We start from the raw sequence: 18,818 nt of genomic DNA, 5'->3' as shown, positions 1-18,818 counted from the left end.
ACCTTCGCTCCTCACAATTCAACAACTTAGCGTTAAATAAAGTTAAAACCAACACTAAGTTTTAACAAAGCCTCGAAATTATAAAGCATCTAACATCTTTTGTTTGTGAAAAACAAAAGATGTTAGATTTTTTTATGGGATTACATAGCACATTTATTTGTCCTATGTAATAGTGTGTAATGAGAAGGGCATCTGCGGAAAGGGCGAGCGCTATGACTTGGCAAAAAGGAGATATTGTGACACGTTATTCCTATAATCATGATCTGTTATTTCGTGTGCAACATTCTCATAAGGATGAAATTGTGCTATTCGGGGAAAACTTCCGACTAGAGGTTGATGCACCTTCCTCTGATTTAAGACGAGTGGAAGATAATGAACGTAATCAATTAGAGCAATCGATTCGTGAAAGTGAAGCAACGTCTTATCGTATGTTTCGTCAAGATTATTATTTACAGTCATTTCGTCATTATACATCTTCTATGGTCGCTGAAGACCCTATTATTCAATTTCAACTATGTCCAAAAGTCCTACACATTGATGGGGATCATTTATTCCTTAAAAAATGTATCATGTTATATAAACGGCTGGGCTTACAAGTTCACGGAATTCACGTGAATGAGTCAGAGATGCCAGAAAAAACGAAAGAGCTTGTTCAAAAAATTCAACCTGACATCCTCGTGATTACTGGCCATGATGCGTATTCTAAAGATAAAGGTGAAGAGCAGGACATTCGTGCTTATCGTAATAGTAAATATTTCGTTGAATCTGTACGTGAAGCTAGACGTATACAACCGAGTCTGGATCAAATGGTGATTTTTGCAGGGGCATGTCAATCTCATTTTGAGTCGTTAATTAAAGCGGGAGCGAATTTTGCGAGTTCACCTACACGAATTAATATCCACGCACTAGATCCTGTATATGTTACGGCGAAAGTAGGCTTCACCTCATTCATGGATAAGGTGGATTTACATGATGTACTTCACAAAACGATCACGCGTGAAAAAGGAATAGGAGGCGTTGAAACGAGAGGCTTATTTCGAATTGGTCTACCTTATATGCAGGGATTACCCCAAACAAATGAACATCCACAAGAACACCGCCGATAGCGGTGTTTAATTTTTTTAACGAGTTTTTAATGTATGAATTTGCTGAATTCGGTCATATTAAGAAGAAGATGAGACTTTTTATTGACATATGATCGCTTATATTGGTATAATTAAAAACTTTTGACTAACAATAGGAAATGTGTTACAGTTTATATAGTGAGGTGGAGTTTAATGGGAAAAACATTGGGTGAAATTAAACAAGCACTAGACGTTAAAATTGGTGAACGTCTAACGCTAGAAGCAAACGGTGGTCGTCGTAAAACAATTGAACGTTGTGGCGTTCTGGCGGAAACATACCCCTCCGTTTTTATTGTTGAACTTGATCAAGATGAACACGCTTTCGAACGTGTTTCTTACAGCTATGCGGATGTTTTAACTGAAACAGTTAAAATTACATTTACAGATGAGAGGACTAAGTTAGCTTAATTTAAGCTAATCGTTTATTTTTCTTCTTTTTGTTAATGCCCTCAACACTTACCATGTTTCGAATTCCTAATCGTACATAACCTAAGCGTGTCGTATTAAACGACAGAAGGAGTTGTGGTCGTTGGGTCGAAAAGGCGTAATGTCTAATCGTTTCAAGGATGAGATCGCAAAAGAGCTGGGGTTTTACGACACGGTACAAAGAGAAGGTTGGGGCGGTATCAAATCAAGAGATGCCGGTAACATGGTGAAGCGGGCTGTTGAGATGGCACAAGAACAGATGGATAAGGAACAACGTTAAAACGTTGGGGAAAGCAGGCCTGATTTTCAGGTCTGCTTTTTCTTTTGCATTGATAACAGATACTCGTTCGTATATGATACAATCACAGAGATGATGAAAACAGTAGGTGATGATCATGGTATTTGAAAAAGCACCAGCCAAAATAAATTTAACACTTGATGTCTTACATAAACGAGACGATGGTTATCATGAAGTTGAAATGATTATGACAACCGTTGATTTATTTGATCGTTTAAGCTTCGAAAAGTTAGATAACGACCAAATCCAAATTGAATCGGAGAACCGATTCGTGCCAGACAATGAACAAAACTTAGCGTATCAAGCAGCCAATATATTCAAACAACAGTTCTCAATTAAACAAGGTGTAAGGATTGAAATTGATAAGCAGATCCCTGTTGCAGCAGGTCTTGCAGGTGGTAGTAGTGATGCTGCTGCGACAATCCGAGGTTTAAATCGACTATTCGATACACGTTTATCAAATCAAGAAATGGAACAGTTAGCTGAGCGTATCGGTTCAGACGTACCGTTTTGTGTTCAAGGTGGCACACAATTGGCTCGTGGGAGAGGCGAAGTGCTAAAACCTGTTACGCCACTGCCACCGTGCTATGTGGTCATTGCGAAACCAACTGTTGGCGTTTCAACGAAGGAAATATACAAACGTGTCAATTTAAATGAAATGACGCATCCTGATACTTTAGCGATGATTCATGCGCTTGATGAACAGGATTTTGGCAAGGTTTGTGCTGAGTTGAATAACGTGTTAGAGCCGATTACAGTTGAGATGCATTCAACCATTGCACAAATAAAAGAAAGAATGCAAAAAGCTGGTGCACCTGGTGTTTTAATGAGTGGAAGCGGTCCGACCGTTTATGCACTTGTTCAGCAGGAAGCCAAAGCAGATCGAATTTATAACAGCTTAAAAGGGTTCTGTCAGGAAGTTTACACAGTCCATGCCCTACGCTAAATATAGTCATGCCAAACAATTCGTGATATAGTAGGGTTAATTATTCGGTTTTTGAGGTGGATGAAATGAAACGAAGTCAACGAATCGCAGCCATGACGCATTATTTTAAGGAAAACCCAAGAATTCTCGTCTCACTTCCGTTCTTTGTAAAAACGTACGAAGCAGCAAAATCATCCATTAGTGAAGACATAGATATCATTGATGATATGTTCAGACAGTTAGGGATAGGACGAATTGAAACGGTATCTGGCTATTCAGGTGGCGTTAAATATGTTCCTGATTATCCATTAGAAGCGAGTCAGAATTTTATCGATGAGTTGATTGAGTTGTTAGAAGATCCGACTCGCATTTTGCCTGGTGGATATTTATATATGAGTGATTTATTAGGTCATAATTATTATGTACGGCGAATTGGTAAGATTTTTGGATCTGCATTTCAACATATAGAAGCTGATTATGTTGTAACAGTAGCGACTAAAGGGATTCCAATCGCTTATGCAGTGGCCGAAGCACTTAATTTACCAGTCGTCATCATCCGTCGTGATCCAATCGTGACTGAAGGCTCAACTATTAGTATCAACTACGTATCAGGCTCATCCCGAAAGATTCAGTCAATGGCTTTAGCTAAGCGACATATTACACCTGGTTCGAATGTTATATTAGTGGACGACTTTATGAAAGCAGGCGGTACGATTAAAGGGATGGAAAGTTTAATGGCTGAGTTCGATGCCCATGTTAAAGGGATCGGTGTTCTAGCTGAAGCTGAGGATGAAGATGAAGAACGACGTGTGATGAATTATACATCATTACTAAAAATCCATGATGTTAATGAAAAAGCGCAAGATGTAAAAGTGATGCGAGGTAACTATTTCAATTCTTGAGATTCAATAAGGAGTTAATCATGTTCTAGGACAGATTAGCTCCTTATTTTTCTTTATCTTTGTCACAAAATTATAAAAAAATAAAAATTTTAGCAGGAATTTAAGTCTCATTGTTGAAAAGTAAAATTAGAGTCCTATAAATTTTGTGCAATTATATTGTGCGAAAAAGGTTCAGTTTAATTTCCAAAAGGTGGTGAGACAGAATGCAAGTAACAGACGTAAGGCTTCGTCGTGTAAACACTGATGGTCGTATGCGTGCTATTGCATCAATTACTTTAGACGATGAATTTGTCGTCCATGATATTCGTGTAATTGATGGGAATAATGGGCTATTTGTAGCGATGCCTAGTAAACGTACGCCAGACGGAGAGTTTAGAGACATCGCCCACCCAATTAATTCTGGTACACGTGGTAAAATCCAAGATGCTGTCTTGGAAGAGTACCGTCGTGCAGGTGAAGAAGTGGAATACGAAGAAGCAGGCGCTTCTTAAAAAAGTAATGAACAGAGGTTCAATCGTTAGCGCGATTGAATCTCTTTTTTTATCTTTAACCCAAAAGGAATGAACTTAAACTTGTTTTTATAAATCTCTCTTTATTTTAGTCGACAGAATTAGCGGTTAAGTTGCATGTAGGCTTGTTTTAAGATATATTCATAATGGATGATTATAATGGTTTCAAACTGTTAATAATGAAGTTTTGTTTGACTGTTGGAGGGAAAAGAATGACGAATCGTAATGCTGTTGTTTTGGCGGCAGGTAAAGGATCAAGAATGAAATCAGAATTATATAAAGTGCTTCACCCCGTGTGCGGAAAGCCTATGGTGCAACATGTCGTGGATCAGTTAAATCATTTAGGGCTGAATCAAATCGTGACGATTGTAGGTCATGGAGCTGAATCAGTACAAGAACAGTTAGGTGATCAGACGCAATATGCTGTTCAAGAAGAGCAACTAGGGACAGGCCATGCCGTACAGATGGCAAGTTCAGTTTTAGAAGGTCAAAAAGGAACAACGGTTGTCGTTTGTGGAGATACCCCATTACTTACAGCTGATACGATGCGTGAATTAATGGATCAGCATGAACAACAACAAGCTAAAGTGACGGTTTTAACGACTGACGTGGACGATGCTACTGGTTACGGTCGAATCATTCGTCAGGTTAATGGTCAAGTTGAAAAAATCGTAGAAGAAAAAGATGCATCCGACGAAGAGAAAGCAGTAACTGAAATTAATACGGGTACATATTGTTTCGATAATGAATTATTATTCGAGGCTTTATCTCAAGTATCGAATGATAATGCGCAAGGTGAGTATTATTTACCTGATGTGTTGGAAATAGCGAACGAACGTGGCGAAACCGTGGCAGCGCATAAGACGACACATGTTGAAGAAACAGTGGGCGTCAATGATCGCGTGGCGTTGTCTAAAGCAGAGAAACTGATGAAAAAACGGGTTAACGAGTATCATATGCGCCAAGGTGTCACCATCGTAGATCCAGATCAGACATATATTGGACCTGACGTATCCATCGGAACAGATGTTACGCTTGAACCAGGTGTCCATATTCATGGTAATACACAGATTGGCTCCCATTCAGTGATTGGTGCCCATACGACCATTAATCATGCTACAATTGGAGAAGAAACTCTAATTAAGCAAAGTGTTGTCACCAATAGTCAAATTGGTTCGAGAGTTCAAATTGGTCCTTTCGCTCATATTCGCCCTGAAAGCACATTAAGTGATGATGTTAAAGTGGGTAATTTCGTTGAAGTGAAAAAGACAACAATGGGATCAAATAGTAAAGCATCGCACTTATCTTATTTAGGTGATGCGGAACTTGGTAACAATGTGAACGTTGGTTGTGGCAGTATTACGGTTAATTATGATGGACAATCGAAGCATCAAACGGTTATAGGAGATGATGCATTTATTGGCTGTAACTCGAACTTAGTTGCCCCTGTATCCATCGAGAAGGGTGCTTATGTCGCTGCTGGTTCTACGATTACGAAAGATGTGCCAGAAAAAGCGTTATCGATTGCTCGTTCTAGACAAGAGAATAAAGAAGGTTATGTCGATCGTTTGAAGAAACGATCTTAACATAAGGTTGAGCAAGCTTAATTATAAAACAAACGAGATGGTGGAGGTTCCTTTTTTATGACTAATCAATACCAAGACCCTAGTCTGAAAGTATTTTCCCTTACTTCAAATCCTGAGTTAGCCCACGAAATTGCTGATTCTGTTGGTGTCGAACTCGGCAAATCCTCGGTGAAACGGTTTAAAGATGGCGAAGTTCAAATTAACATTGAAGAAAGTGTACGTGGATGCGATACGTTTATCGTCCAGTCAACGAGTAACCCTGTTAACGAACATTTGATGGAATTATTGATTATGATTGATGCGTTAAAGCGTGCATCAGCGCGTACAATTAACATTGTGATGCCTTACTATGGCTATGCACGTCAAGATCGTAAAGCACGCTCACGTGAGCCGATTACATCGAAATTAGTCGCGGATTTATTAGAGACGGCTGGTGCAGATCGTGTTGTTTCTGTGGACTTACATGCCGCGCAAATTCAAGGCTTCTTTAACATTCCTATTGACCATTTGATCGCAGGACCAACCCTTTCCGATTACTTCTTAGAAAAAGGGTTAGAAGATGTGGTTATTGTTTCACCTGATCACGGTGGTGTAACCCGTGCCAGGCAAATGGCCGATCGTTTAGGTGCGCCAATCGCGATTATTGATAAGCGTCGACCACAACCGAATGTAGCTGAAGTTATGAATATTGTGGGTAATATTGAAGGTAAAACTGCTATTCTTGTCGATGATATCATTGATACAGCTGGTACGATTACATTGGCTGCCAATGCGATGATTGAGAATGGCGCAAAAGAAGTCTATGCGTGCTGTACACACCCTGTGTTATCTGGCCCAGCAATTGAACGGATTGAGAATTCAGCCATTAAAGAATGTGTTGTGACGAATACGATTAAATTATCTGATGACTTAGGAACAGATAAAGTTGTCCGTTTATCTGTTGGTGATTTAATTGGTGAGTCGATCAAACGGGTTCATGAACACCGTTCGATCAGTTCACTTTTTGATTAATAATTTTACATTTTCGTTTAAAAAGGTATAATAGAGGGTAAGAGTAAATATCAGAAAGTTTCTTACAAAACGGAGGTTGAATACACATGGCAGCAGTAATTCAAGCGAAAGAAAGACAAGACACAACGCGTTCTGAAACAAAACAGATTCGTGCAGCGGGTCGAGTACCAGCCGTTGTTTACGGCAAGGATAAAGACCCAATCACGGTTTCAGTAGATAGTATGGATTTACTTAAAAAAGTTAGAGATGAAGGCCGTAATGCGGTGTTCTCTTTAGAAGTTGAAGGTGGCAAATCGTTAGAAGCAATGCTTTATGATTATCAAACAGATGTCATTAAAAACGAATTAACACACGTCGACTTCTATCTTGTTGATATGTCTACTGAAGTAGACGTAGAAGTGTCTGCTAATATCGAAGGTGAATCTAAAGGTGAAAAAGAAGGTGGCGTGATGCAACAAACGATGCACATGCTTAACGTACGTGCAACACCACGTAATATCCCTGAAGATATCACAATCGATGCTAATGAATTAGAAATTGGTGACAGTGTCACAGTAGGCGATCTGAAATCTGGTAAGAACTTTGAACTTCTTGATGATGAAGATACAACGATTGTGACTGTATTACCACCACAACAAGAAGATGTTCCTGAAGTAGGCGATGAAGGAGTATCTGAAGAAAACGCTGAGCCTGAAGTGATTAACGAAAAATCCGAAGATAACGAAGAAGAAAAATAATTTGATATTTACTTGAAGTGAACAGATCGAAGTCAGCTCATGTTGTGCGCTTCGATCTGTTTTTTCCATTTAATCGTTTTACATAGAAAGAAATAAGGAGTTTCGGAACATGAAGTGTATAGTAGGTCTGGGTAATCCCGGTTTAAAATATAAAAAAACACGTCACAATATTGGTTTCCAAGTCATTGATCACATGGTTGAAGAAAACGGTTGGAAATATAAAAAAGATAAATTCAAAGGCCATTATGTCCAAGAAAATTGGAACGGTGAAAAAGTCTTATTATTAAAACCCCAAACGTATATGAATTTATCTGGGCAATCAGTACGTGAAGCGGTTGATTATTTTAATCTAGAACCGTCGGACGTACTGGTTATTTATGATGACCTTGATTTACCGACTGGAAAAATTCGCTTGCGCCAAAAAGGTGGTCATGGTGGCCATAATGGAATAAAAGATATTATTAATCAATTGGGGACTAAAGAGTTCAATCGTCTACGATTTGGAATTGATAAACCAGAAGGCGAGCAGTCAGTTGTCGATTATGTGTTAGGTAAATTCTCAAAAGCTGAGCAACAATCAGTCAATCCATCCATCGAAGAGGCTGCACGGGCGTGTGAAGCATGGTGTGAGAAACCATTTTTAGAAGTGATGAATGACTTCAATCAATAATATAATCGAATATAGAACCTTCACGTTGGTTAAGCTATAACATAGTATAGCTTGGTAATTGAGGGAGGTTCTGATGTGTTACATGTATCATGTCGTCATTGTCATAAGGTGATGCAAGAGTTTGATGGTGATTCAATGCTTGAAAATTGGTTGTTAGAACACTCAGGAGAAGAAACTAATTTCCATGAATTTTTACAAACAACACCAGATGGTGCTTTGCATTTATGGTTAGTTTGCGAGGAGTGTGAAGATATTCTAACGCAAAATCCTAATCTATTCGAACAAGATTATTTTATCCATTAGTTGCTTTGGTAAGGACCAAGGCCTTTTTTCTGTTGAGGTAAGGGGGAGAAAAGTTTTGCAAAACATTAAAGAATATTTGTCGTTACAAGACGATTTCGCAACAATTATCGAAGGCTTAGAACAAGGAATGAACGAACAACAAGTTTCAGGCCTAACCAATCCATCACGCGCAGTATTGGCTGGGATTGTAGCTGAATCTTCAGAACGTCCGATTGTTTATGTCACACACCAGTTACAGCAAGCGCAAAAAGTTTATGAGGAACTATCCGCTGTATCAGAAAACGAGCAAGACGTTCATCTTTATCCAGCTAATGAACTTTTAGCTGCTGAGATTGTGTCTGCTTCCCCTGAATTAAAAGCGCAACGGTTAGAGGCTTTAAAACTGTGGCGTCAACGTGGACGAGGAATTTTAGTCGTGCCCATTTCGGCGTTCAAGCGACTGTTACCCCCTGCATCCATGCTCGATCGTTATGAAGTGACGCTAACTACGGGTGAAGAGGCGCCGCCTGAGCAGATGATCGAAAACATGCATCATTTAGGCTATAAAATGGTTGATTTGGTTGATGCGCCTGGAGAAATGAGTCGCCGTGGTGGAATCGTCGATGTCTATCCATTAACTGAAGCTTATCCGATTCGTGTCGAGTGGTTTGATGATGAGGTCGAATCGATTCGTTATTTCGATGCGGAAACACAACGCTCCCAAGGCGAGATTCAGACGATCCAAATCAGTCCAGCTGAGGAGTTTGTTGCGACAGTTGAACAAATGCAGCACGCGGCGACCGAGCTCAAAATGTTACGCCAGGAAACGGCTCGACAACTTAGCACGGATGAAGAGCGGGAACAATTACATGAACATATTAATTATGATATAGAACGTTTAGAACAAGGTGAGATGTTTGATGGAATCTCACAATATGTTCAACTTCTTTACGGTGAGAAAAATAGTTTGCTAGATTACTTCCCAGAGCAAACGGTTTTAATGTTAGATGAAATGAGCCGAATCTCAGAAACAGCAGAACAACTCGACCGTGAAGAAGCGAATTGGTACACGGATATGTTGCAGCGTCAAGCGATCGTTCAAGGGCTCACCCTTTCCTTTGATTGGTTGACGGTTTGGCAAGGCATGACGTTTTCGAAGGTTTATTTATCGTTATTCTTGCGTCATATTCCGAATACAAAGCCGGAAAATGTGATTAATATGTCTAGTCGGCAAATGCAGCAATTCCACGGGCAAATGAATTTACTTCAAAATGAAATGGAACGGTGGCGTGAGGCTGAGTTTTCTGTTGTCATTATTGCGGCGAATGAAGAAAGAGCTGAAAGAGTCGAACGAGTCTTAGATGACTACGAAATGACGGCAAGTCGTGCGCCTAATACGACAGCTTTACCTGTTTCAAAGCCGATTATTATCACTGGCTATATAAGTGAAGGCTTTGAAATGCCGAGTTACCGATTAGCAGTGTTAACGGAAGAAGAACTGTTTAAAAAGAAAATGCCGAAAAAACGCAAGAAGCAGACTTTATCTAATGCTGAACGGATTAAAAGCTATCAAGAATTAGAAACTGGTGACTATGTTGTTCATACAAATCACGGTATTGGTAAGTATTTAGGCATTGAAACGATGCAAGTCAGTGACGTTCACAAAGACTATATGGTGATTCGTTACTCTGGAAACGATAAGTTGTTTGTCCCTGTTGAACAAATTGATTTAGTTCAAAAATATGTCGGGTCAGAAGGCAAAGAACCGAAGTTATACCGTTTAGGCGGAACAGAGTGGAAGAAAGTCAAATCTCGAGTTAAATCATCCGTTGAAGATATCGCTGATGATTTAATTAAATTATATGCTGAACGTGAATCATCGAAAGGGTTTGCCTTTTCGGAAGATGATGAAATGCAACGGGAGTTTGAAGCGGCCTTCCCATATGAAGAAACAGAAGATCAGATGCGTTGTATTCAAGAAGTAAAAGCTGATATGGAGAAAGAACGCCCAATGGACCGCTTATTATGTGGTGATGTCGGCTACGGTAAAACAGAAGTGGCGATTCGTGCAGCCTTTAAAGCGATCGTTGATAATAAGCAAGTCGCGATGCTTGTTCCAACGACCATTTTGGCACAACAACATTATGAAACCTTTAAAGAACGGTTTGAAGAATACGGGATTAATGTCCGTGTGCTTAGCCGTTTCCAAACACCCAAACAACAAAAGGAAACCCTTTCGGATCTACAAAAAGGGTTGGTTGATGTCGTCATTGGAACGCATCGTCTGTTATCGAAGGATATACAGTTTAAAGATTTAGGTTTACTTGTGATTGATGAAGAACAACGTTTTGGTGTGAAGCACAAAGAAAAGATTAAGCAGATTAAGGCTAATCTAGACGTGTTAACGCTAACCGCAACGCCAATTCCAAGAACCTTGCATATGTCGATGGTCGGTGTGCGTGATTTGTCAGTCATTGAGACACCACCTGAAAACCGTTTTCCAATTCAGACGTATGTGGTTGAATATAATCCGCCATTTATTAAAGAAGCGATTGAACGAGAGATGTCGCGTGATGGTCAGGTATTCTTTTTATTTAATCGCGTTGATATGATTGACCGTGTTGCAGCTGAAGTGGATGAATTAGTAGAGGATGCACGTGTTGCGTTCGCGCATGGTCAAATGAATGAACGTCAGCTTGAGAATATCATTTTTGATTTCTTAGAAGGTCATTATGATGTATTAGTCAGTACAACCATTATCGAAACAGGAGTCGATATTCCGAATGTAAACACCTTGATCGTGAATGATGCTGATCGTATGGGGCTTAGTCAGTTATATCAATTACGTGGACGTGTCGGTCGTTCGAATCGTTTAGCTTATGCTTACTTTACCCACCAGCAAAATAAAGTGCTTTCAGAAGTGGCTGAAAAACGTTTAGAAGCCATTAAAGAGTTCACAGAATTAGGATCAGGATTCAAAATTGCGATGCGCGATTTATCGATTCGTGGCGCTGGTAATTTATTAGGTACTGAACAACATGGCTTTATTGACTCAGTCGGTTTCGATTTATATTCGCAAATGCTAAATGAGGCGATCCAGGCGAAACAAGAAGGTAAGCCATATGAAGAAACGAAACCGTTCGAAGTCGAAATGACGCTGTCACTTGATGCTTACATTCCAAGTGACTATATCGATGATGAAACGCAGAAAATCCAAATGTATAAACGAATTAACGCAGCAAATGATGTGCAGGAAATCTTTGATATGAAAGATGAATTGCTCGATCGTTTCGGTCCATATCCGCAAGAAGTAGAAGAACTTCTGCAAGTGGCTCGCATTCGCTTGTTAGCTCAGAAAGAACGAATTGAAACAGTTCATGAGAAGAATCAGTCGATTGAAATGATGATGGATGAAGAAGCAAGTTTAACAGTCGACGGCTCTGAGCTATTTGTTTTAGCCAATGAATATGGACGTATGGTGCAACTAGGAACAGAAGGCAATAAGCTTAAGATTATGATTAATTATGGACGTAAACAAAAACAAGAACGTTACGATGTATTGGAAGATTTGTTAACGAAACTGCATCAAGTGAAAAAACAACCAAACCATGCATAGTTTTCTTCTACTGCTTCATACTACGATTAAGAACCAAACACGACACTCATCAACTGATGGGTAACATCAGGGAAAGTGGGGATTACACAGTATGAAAGCAACAGGAATTGTGCGTCGAATTGATGACCTAGGAAGAGTTGTCGTCCCTAAAGAAATTAGGCGAACGTTACGTATTCGTGAGGGTGATCCACTCGAGATTTTTGTTGATCGTGATGGAGAAGTGATTTTGAAAAAATATTCACCGATCAATGAGTTGGGTGAGTTTGCCCAAGAATACGCTCATGCACTTTTCGATGCGACGGGTTATAAGGTGTTAGTATCTGATCGTGATGAGTACATTGCGGTCGCAGGTGCTTCGAAGAAATCGTACTTAAAGCAACCCATCGGAGAAGCGATTGAAAAAGCGATGGAAAATCGGGATTCAGTGGTTGAGCGACAGACGTATTCCGTTGACTTAGTTCAAGGTCAGGAAGAGTCACTGGCGTCGTTTATTATCCATCCGATAATTTCTAATGGCGATCCCGTCGGAAGTATCGTGATGTTTGCTGAAGAAGGAACGCTTGCAGATGTTGAAATCAAAGTGTGTGAGACGGCGAGTAACTTTTTAGCTCGACAAATGGAGTAGTTGTACCGTAATGGTCCGTTCTTGAACCTGTTTTATGCTATAATAGTGATGTATTAAATTCAGAAAGAGGTTTATTATGTCGCGGGCGGATCAATGGTTAAAAGGTACAATTATTCTAACGATTGCAGGTTTTATTGGTAAGATATTAGGTATGGTGTATCGCATTCCGTTACAAAACTTAGCAGGTGATGAAGGGTTATATATTTATCAACAAATTTACCCGTTGATCTCGCTAGCATTAATGTTATCGATTTATAGTTTTCCGAGTGCGATCTCTCATACCTTATCTCATGAGCTCAATCAAAACGCCCAGGCTCGTTTACATAACGCGTCTGCGGTGTTTTATTTATTATGTGGCACGGGCTTTGTGATCAGTCTGAGTTTGTTTTTATTAGCGCCTGAAATTGTCGAGTTAATGGGTGACCCTGCTCTGTTGGAAGCTGTACGAATGAGTAGCTTATTGTTTTTACTGATTCCGTTTACAGCTTTTTTACGAGGGTTGTTTCAAACGAAGGGACAACCAGCAGCTGTGGCTTGGTCCCAGATCATAGAGCAATTTATACGTGTGATCGGCATTATTGTTGCAACTATTTTGATCGTTCAGACTTCTGCCTCGTTATATACATTAGGCTATGTGGCAAGTCTCGCAACAATAGTAGGAACGATTGTTGCTTTTGCATTATTACTAATCTTATTTAAACAATCACGATTTCGACATCAATTGTCATTTGGATTGCCAATAACGATTTCTAAAAAATTAGTGCAATCGCTCATGACAGGGATGATTATTTATAGTTTGACTCATATCTTGCATCTATTACTTCAGTTGGTAGATGTCATGACGATGGTGCGAGGTTTAGAACAATTTGGGTTAACCTTTGAACAGGCGAAAGTAGCAAAAGGTGTATTTGACCGAGGGAACCCGTTGATTCAGCTCGGTTTAGTGTTCGGGTCGGCTTTAGCGTTTGCGATTGTCCCTGCTTTTGAACAAGTGAGTGGACAGATTTCTAAATTAGATGAGCGCCTCGCCTTTAAGGTGACGTGGTTGTTATCATTAAGTGCTGCAGGCGGATTAGTCGTGATTATGCCATGGCTGAATCCTTTGTTTTATCAGTCTTCAGATGGAACAAGTACGATTCAATGGCTGGTCATGCTTGTCTTTATCTTGTCACTCTTAATGGCATTATCTGTTATGTTGCAGGCTTATCAGGTCCGTTTACAACAACTGCTCGGCGTGGGATTGTTGTTAGTTTTGAAAGTCAGTTTAAACATATGGCTCATACCTATACATGGCATCATGGGCGGAGCACTTTCATCTGTGATTGCGAGTTTATTGGTTTTGATTCTATGTTATATCACTTGGATTAAACAGTCACAATTAACGAATTTACTCCCTTTCACGATTAAAGCGACTGGATCTGTCTTATTAATGGTGGCGCTCGTTTCATTATTTTCGTTTGGTTTAGAAGCGTTAGGATTATTACAGGAAGATCAGCGATGGTTATTAAGTATTGCTGTTGTGTTGATGTGTGGACTTGGAGTAGTAGTTATTTTATTTATGATGACTCAAAGCAAGTTATTCAATATCTATGAGCGGCAAACATTAGCCCAATTACCACAGATCGGGAAATGGTTTAAAGATTAGGCTTTGATAAAGTCAGTCCGTTGTTGAAATTGTGATCCGCTATCGGTGGACGCTTTCCGCGGGCACGGCTCGAGCCTCCTCGGAAGGAAAGCACTTCCTGCGGGGTCTCGAGACTCGTGCTATTCCCGTGACGGCCCGGACGGCCTAATGTCGACGTTGGTCACAGGACGTGACCGTTTTTAGTCGATCAGGAGTCGCCACCTTCGCTTCTCACAATTCAACAACTCAGTGCTACATCATATGAAAATCAACACTAAAATTTAACAGAGTCAAAGATTAGTAGAAGGTAGGGATTGCATGGGACATATACATATTGTTGGTCTTGGGGCTGGTACGATTGATCAGTTACCATTAGGCATTTACCGACAACTCATAAAACAAGAAAACGTTTTAACTCGAACGCTTGATCATCCAGTTATTCATGATCTGCAAGCAGAAGGTGTCACATTTTCTAGCTACGATGAAGTTTATGAGGCGAATGACCAATTTGCGAGTGTCTATGAAACTATTGCTGAAGATTTAATTAAGCAAGCTAGACAAAAAGATATCATTTATACAGTACCAGGGCATCCAATGGTCGCTGAAAAGACGGTGCAATTATTGTTGGAAACAGAGCAAGATGATATTACGGTTTCGATTGAAGGCGGGCAGAGTTTCATCGATCCACTCTTAACAGCTGTCAATGTTGATCCGATCGAAGGGTTCCAATTATTAGACGGAACAGCCCTCGATAGACATGTTATTCAATATGAGCAGCATCTATTGATTAGCCAAGTGTTTGATACTGTCACGGCCTCTGATGTGAAGTTGACGTTAATGGAAGACTTACCTCATGATTATCCCATTACTATTGTTCATGCAGCTGGAAGTGACCAAGCTTGGCAGCGAACAGTCCCATTATATGAACTTGATCGGAATTTCCCGGTGAGTAATTTAATTACGGTCTATGTGCCACCTCAACCTCGAGATCAATTACACCATACGTTCACAGCGTTGCGCGAGGTTATTGCAAGGTTACGAGGCCCAGGAGGATGTCCTTGGGATCAGAAACAAACACATGAGTCACTCCGCCCCTATTTGATAGAAGAGGCGTATGAAGTGATCGAAGCGATTGATCAACAGGATGATGATCATTTAGCTGAAGAGTTAGGTGATGTTCTCCTCCAAGTGATGCTACATAGTCAAATTGGTGAAGATCATGGTTATTTCACAGTTGATGATGTTATTCAGAATGTGACGGACAAAATGGTTGAACGCCATCCTCATGTTTTTGGTGATGAAAACGTAGATTCAGCAGATGATGTGAAACGGAATTGGGAAGAAATTAAACAACAAGGCCGTCCGAAACAAGAATCAGTATTAGATGATGTGAATGAGTCACTACCTCGCTTATTATTAGCAAAAGAGATTCAAAAGAAGGTTGCTAAGGTAGGGTTTGATTGGAAAGAAGCTCAACCAGTTGTAGCGAAAGTTTATGAAGAATTAAAGGAATTTGAAGAGGCAGTGGCGAATGAAACAAGTGATGAAGCGGAATTAGAGTTAGGAGATGTCTTATTCTCGCTTGTGAACTTAGCACGATATTATCGTATCGATCCAGAAGTAGCACTCAATCGAACGTGTGATAAATTTACTCAACGATTTCAAAGCGTTGAAAAACGTGTAAACGAGAGCAATCAAGCGATAACTGACTTGTCTTTAGAAGAGCTTGAGGAGTATTGGCAAGAGATTAAAAGAAATCAGCAATGAGGTGACATGATGCGCTTAGATAAATTTTTAAAACTATCACGCTTAATTAAACGACGTACAGTAGCGAAAGATGTAGCGAATCAAGGCCGTATAGAAGTTAATGGTCAACCAGCAAAAGCATCATCTGACCTTACTGTCGGGGATGAAGTTATGATTCAGTACGGCCATAAGAAACTAGTCATTCAAGTAGAATCCTTACAGGAACATGTGAAAAAGGATCAAACAACACGTCTATACACAGTCATTAAAGAAGAAAAAGTTGAAACAAATGATTAATTGATGCATGAACTCTTGTTACTAGTCATAAGATGGCTAGTGAATAGGAGGGGTAGACATGCCATATGAAAAATCACTCTATCAACCAGATCGCGAGGAAAAACGAGAACATGCTGTGACTTTGACTGATCGAAAGGAATTGAAGTTAACAGGGGTTTTGGATGTCGATAGTTTTGATACAGAGGAATTTCTGTTAAAGACATCACTAGGGTACTTGATGGTGCGCGGCCATAATTTGCATATGAAGAATTTGAATGTTGATGAAGGGTTGCTCACGATCCAAGGTAAAATCTATTCTTTTGATTATATCGACGAGTCTAAACAACAGCCAGCTAAAGGATTCTTTAGCAAGTTATTGAAATGACGCTAACAACACAATTCACCACGATGCTCATCCTTATTCTATGTGGATTACTAATCGGTGCACTATTTGATGTGTACAAGCAGTTGGTTCGTCCGCATGATTTTAAGAACCGATTAGTAATTGATAGTTTATTTTGTGGGTTAGTGGGGGTATGGTTGTACTATACCCTGTTTCAACTTAACGGTGGAGCACTGCGATTTTATTTTATAATCGCCTTAGCTCTAGGTATTTCGACATATTATGCGCTGTTTCAAGACATATTCCTACGATTTTTTGCGTATTTTTTGAATTTTTTGTCCGCTTGTTTTCGCGTTATTTATCAGCTCATAGATTATGTGCTTGTTAAACCTTTAACATGGATTTTCCGCGTTTTGACGGGCATAGTCGTTTTTGTTTTAAGTATTGTATGGCGATTAATAATGACATTAATCAAGCTGATCAAGCTGTTATTGGCCCCGTTTGTGCCGAGAATAGTAAAAAAGTACCTTAAACACTTCGTCGAAACTTGCGATAATAGAATTAGGTTTATGTGGAAAAAACTAGTGCTACTTATAAAGAAAAGGAGGCGTGCAAGTGATGTTCAAGAAGAAGAAGAGGAAGGATAATGTTGAAAAGTTAGATTCAACATATGTTAAAGAACAAGAAGCTTATCTTGCTCGAAAGCGAAGAGAGAAAAAGCTTCTTAAACGTCGCTTAATCGCCTTTGGTTTACTTTTCTTATTAGTGGTCGGTACACTTTCAGGTTATTATATACAACAACAAGCCATACATGAAGATAAAAAAGCAGAACAAGAACAACTTCAAGAGGAATTAAAAGCAGCTAAAGATGAACAAGATCGATTAGAACGAGAAGTTGAATTATTAAATGACACTGAGTATTTATTACAAATCGCACGGAAAGATTATTTCTTCTCCCGTGAAGGTGAAGTAATTTTCAACTTGCCTGAAGACAGTGAAGAAGGTGAGCCTTCTTATTGACACTTTTAATCGAGCTTATATATAATGATAAAGAGTAGATTTTCTTATTATTATTAAGGAGGAGCATTTTCTTTATGTCAGTTGAAGTAGGCAGCAAGTTGCACGGTAAGGTGACCCGCATTACGAATTTTGGAGCTTTCGTTGAGCTTCCAGATGGGTCAACTGGCTTGGTCCACATTAGTGAGGTAGCAGATCAGTTCGTTAAGGACATTAGCGAACACTTATCCGTCGGTGATGAGGTCGAGGTTAAAGTTTTAAATGTAGAGGATAATGGCAAGATTGGATTATCCATTAAAAAGGCGGATGTGAAATATGAGCGCGAAGAGCAGAAGAAACGCGCAGAAAATTTTGAATCAAAAATGAACAAATTTTTAAAGGATAGTGAAGAAAAGATGTCCTCACTTAAAAAGCATACGGAATCTCGCCGTGGTGGCGGTGGTGCTAAAAGAGGGTAATCTTGCTGTCTATTTAGATAAGTCAATATATAGCGATTTTAGAGAAGCTACAACGGAACATTGTTCTGTTGTGGCATTTTTTTAAATTTAAGCTCTACGATATTTGTTGAGGTGGTCACACAATTTAAGGTGAAGTTTTGAATGGTAGCCATTGGTGTTAGATGAGTCACTTTTACGCCTCAAATGATCAACCACTATCGTCGTTAACAATCTGACAAATCAACACTTAACTTTAACAGAGCCAATTAAAAAGAAGAGAGTATCATCGTGGCGCATAGTAGAGAACATAAAATTAACCACAATGATGTTGCTGGTTTGGCTTTATTAGTTATAGTAATTGTTTCTGCATCTAACGATATGTCGTCATATTTTCTTACAATTGCATTTATAAGTATTCTTTTCACTTAATTTTATTTGGACTATTGTGATAAAAGAGCATAGAAAAAATAAATCTTATAAAGAATCATTTAAAATTTTATTATTTGGTATATTACTTTTTACTAGCTTGGAAATAATTTTAGCTTTGTAGATTTAGGTTTGATATTTTGATCGGAAAATAGTATAAGCATATCAGTTATAAAATTTTATTAAATCATTGAGAATCCAGGGAAATTATCATTTTGTGGTCAATAACGTTATTCAA

General features: G+C 39.3%; 20 protein-coding genes. All 20 read left to right on the top strand.

What is annotated here, in order from left to right:
- Positions 1 to 212 precede the first annotated feature (212 nt).
- The 20 genes from yabG to FHR85_RS10195 all read left to right on the top strand — a co-directional run bounded on the left by yabG (position 213) and on the right by FHR85_RS10195 (position 18,175).
- Positions 213 to 1,106, top strand: a complete 894-nt coding sequence (yabG, locus tag FHR85_RS10290) for a sporulation peptidase YabG (protein WP_167262898.1) — start codon at positions 213 to 215, stop codon at positions 1,104 to 1,106.
- Positions 1,107 to 1,277: 171 nt separating this feature from the next.
- The gene (gene veg, locus FHR85_RS10285; protein ID WP_167262896.1) at positions 1,278 to 1,532 is read left to right on the top strand and encodes a biofilm formation stimulator Veg; all 255 of its coding nucleotides are present in this window, start codon (positions 1,278 to 1,280) and stop codon (positions 1,530 to 1,532) included.
- Between the two features lie 139 nt (positions 1,533 to 1,671).
- On the top strand, positions 1,672 to 1,830 hold the full coding sequence (locus FHR85_RS10280; protein WP_208379664.1) for a small, acid-soluble spore protein, alpha/beta type: 159 nt from the start codon (positions 1,672 to 1,674) through the stop codon (positions 1,828 to 1,830).
- Between the two features lie 112 nt (positions 1,831 to 1,942).
- The gene (ispE, locus tag FHR85_RS10275) at positions 1,943 to 2,794 is read left to right on the top strand and encodes a 4-(cytidine 5'-diphospho)-2-C-methyl-D-erythritol kinase (RefSeq protein WP_167263047.1); all 852 of its coding nucleotides are present in this window, start codon (positions 1,943 to 1,945) and stop codon (positions 2,792 to 2,794) included.
- Between the two features lie 65 nt (positions 2,795 to 2,859).
- Entirely contained in the window at positions 2,860 to 3,675 is an 816-nt protein-coding gene (purR, locus tag FHR85_RS10270; protein WP_167262892.1) for a pur operon repressor, read from the top strand.
- Between the two features lie 203 nt (positions 3,676 to 3,878).
- Positions 3,879 to 4,166 (top strand): septation regulator SpoVG, encoded by a 288-nt coding sequence (spoVG, locus tag FHR85_RS10265; protein WP_167262890.1) that lies wholly within the window; start codon positions 3,879 to 3,881, stop codon positions 4,164 to 4,166.
- Between the two features lie 230 nt (positions 4,167 to 4,396).
- Entirely contained in the window at positions 4,397 to 5,770 is a 1,374-nt protein-coding gene (gene glmU / locus FHR85_RS10260) for a bifunctional UDP-N-acetylglucosamine diphosphorylase/glucosamine-1-phosphate N-acetyltransferase GlmU (RefSeq protein WP_167262887.1), read from the top strand.
- Between the two features lie 57 nt (positions 5,771 to 5,827).
- Positions 5,828 to 6,781, top strand: a complete 954-nt coding sequence (locus FHR85_RS10255; RefSeq protein ID WP_167262885.1) for a ribose-phosphate diphosphokinase — start codon at positions 5,828 to 5,830, stop codon at positions 6,779 to 6,781.
- An 86-nt stretch (positions 6,782 to 6,867) separates the two neighbouring features.
- Complete coding sequence (locus FHR85_RS10250) at positions 6,868 to 7,518, top strand: 50S ribosomal protein L25/general stress protein Ctc (protein WP_167262883.1); 651 nt, start codon at positions 6,868 to 6,870, stop codon at positions 7,516 to 7,518.
- A 109-nt stretch (positions 7,519 to 7,627) separates the two neighbouring features.
- On the top strand, positions 7,628 to 8,188 hold the full coding sequence (gene pth / locus FHR85_RS10245; protein WP_167262881.1) for an aminoacyl-tRNA hydrolase: 561 nt from the start codon (positions 7,628 to 7,630) through the stop codon (positions 8,186 to 8,188).
- Between the two features lie 75 nt (positions 8,189 to 8,263).
- The gene (locus FHR85_RS10240) at positions 8,264 to 8,491 is read left to right on the top strand and encodes an anti-sigma-F factor Fin (RefSeq protein WP_167262879.1); all 228 of its coding nucleotides are present in this window, start codon (positions 8,264 to 8,266) and stop codon (positions 8,489 to 8,491) included.
- A 55-nt stretch (positions 8,492 to 8,546) separates the two neighbouring features.
- A complete protein-coding gene (mfd, locus tag FHR85_RS10235) occupies positions 8,547 to 12,086 on the top strand; it encodes a transcription-repair coupling factor (protein ID WP_167262877.1) in 3,540 nt (1,179 codons plus the stop codon).
- A 91-nt stretch (positions 12,087 to 12,177) separates the two neighbouring features.
- Positions 12,178 to 12,711: a stage V sporulation protein T gene (spoVT, locus tag FHR85_RS10230; protein ID WP_167262875.1), complete on the top strand. Its 534-nt coding sequence runs from the start codon at positions 12,178 to 12,180 to the stop codon at positions 12,709 to 12,711.
- A 76-nt stretch (positions 12,712 to 12,787) separates the two neighbouring features.
- Positions 12,788 to 14,356 (top strand): polysaccharide biosynthesis protein, encoded by a 1,569-nt coding sequence (locus FHR85_RS10225; protein ID WP_167262873.1) that lies wholly within the window; start codon positions 12,788 to 12,790, stop codon positions 14,354 to 14,356.
- A 297-nt stretch (positions 14,357 to 14,653) separates the two neighbouring features.
- Complete coding sequence (gene yabN / locus FHR85_RS10220; protein WP_167262871.1) at positions 14,654 to 16,102, top strand: bifunctional methyltransferase/pyrophosphohydrolase YabN; 1,449 nt, start codon at positions 14,654 to 14,656, stop codon at positions 16,100 to 16,102.
- Between the two features lie 9 nt (positions 16,103 to 16,111).
- Positions 16,112 to 16,378: an RNA-binding S4 domain-containing protein gene (locus tag FHR85_RS10215; protein ID WP_167262869.1), complete on the top strand. Its 267-nt coding sequence runs from the start codon at positions 16,112 to 16,114 to the stop codon at positions 16,376 to 16,378.
- Between the two features lie 58 nt (positions 16,379 to 16,436).
- Positions 16,437 to 16,742, top strand: coding sequence for a sporulation protein YabP (gene yabP / locus FHR85_RS10210; RefSeq protein WP_167262867.1), 306 nt, complete (start codon positions 16,437 to 16,439; stop codon positions 16,740 to 16,742).
- On the top strand, positions 16,739 to 17,347 hold the full coding sequence (gene yabQ / locus FHR85_RS14630; RefSeq protein WP_167262865.1) for a spore cortex biosynthesis protein YabQ: 609 nt from the start codon (positions 16,739 to 16,741) through the stop codon (positions 17,345 to 17,347). The genes yabP and yabQ overlap by 4 nt, the downstream gene beginning before the upstream one ends.
- A complete protein-coding gene (locus FHR85_RS10200; RefSeq protein ID WP_167263045.1) occupies positions 17,319 to 17,720 on the top strand; it encodes an FtsB family cell division protein in 402 nt (133 codons plus the stop codon). The genes yabQ and FHR85_RS10200 overlap by 29 nt, the downstream gene beginning before the upstream one ends.
- A gap of 74 nt (positions 17,721 to 17,794) precedes the next feature.
- Positions 17,795 to 18,175: a S1 domain-containing RNA-binding protein gene (locus tag FHR85_RS10195; protein WP_167262863.1), complete on the top strand. Its 381-nt coding sequence runs from the start codon at positions 17,795 to 17,797 to the stop codon at positions 18,173 to 18,175.
- The last annotated feature ends 643 nt before the right edge of the window (positions 18,176 to 18,818 follow it).

Origin of the sequence: Alkalibacillus almallahensis (genome assembly GCF_011761495.1) — a bacterium.
Classification (GTDB): domain Bacteria; phylum Bacillota; class Bacilli; order Bacillales; family Alkalibacillaceae; genus Alkalibacillus; species Alkalibacillus almallahensis.
This window is presented reverse-complemented; position numbering and strand designations above follow the sequence as displayed.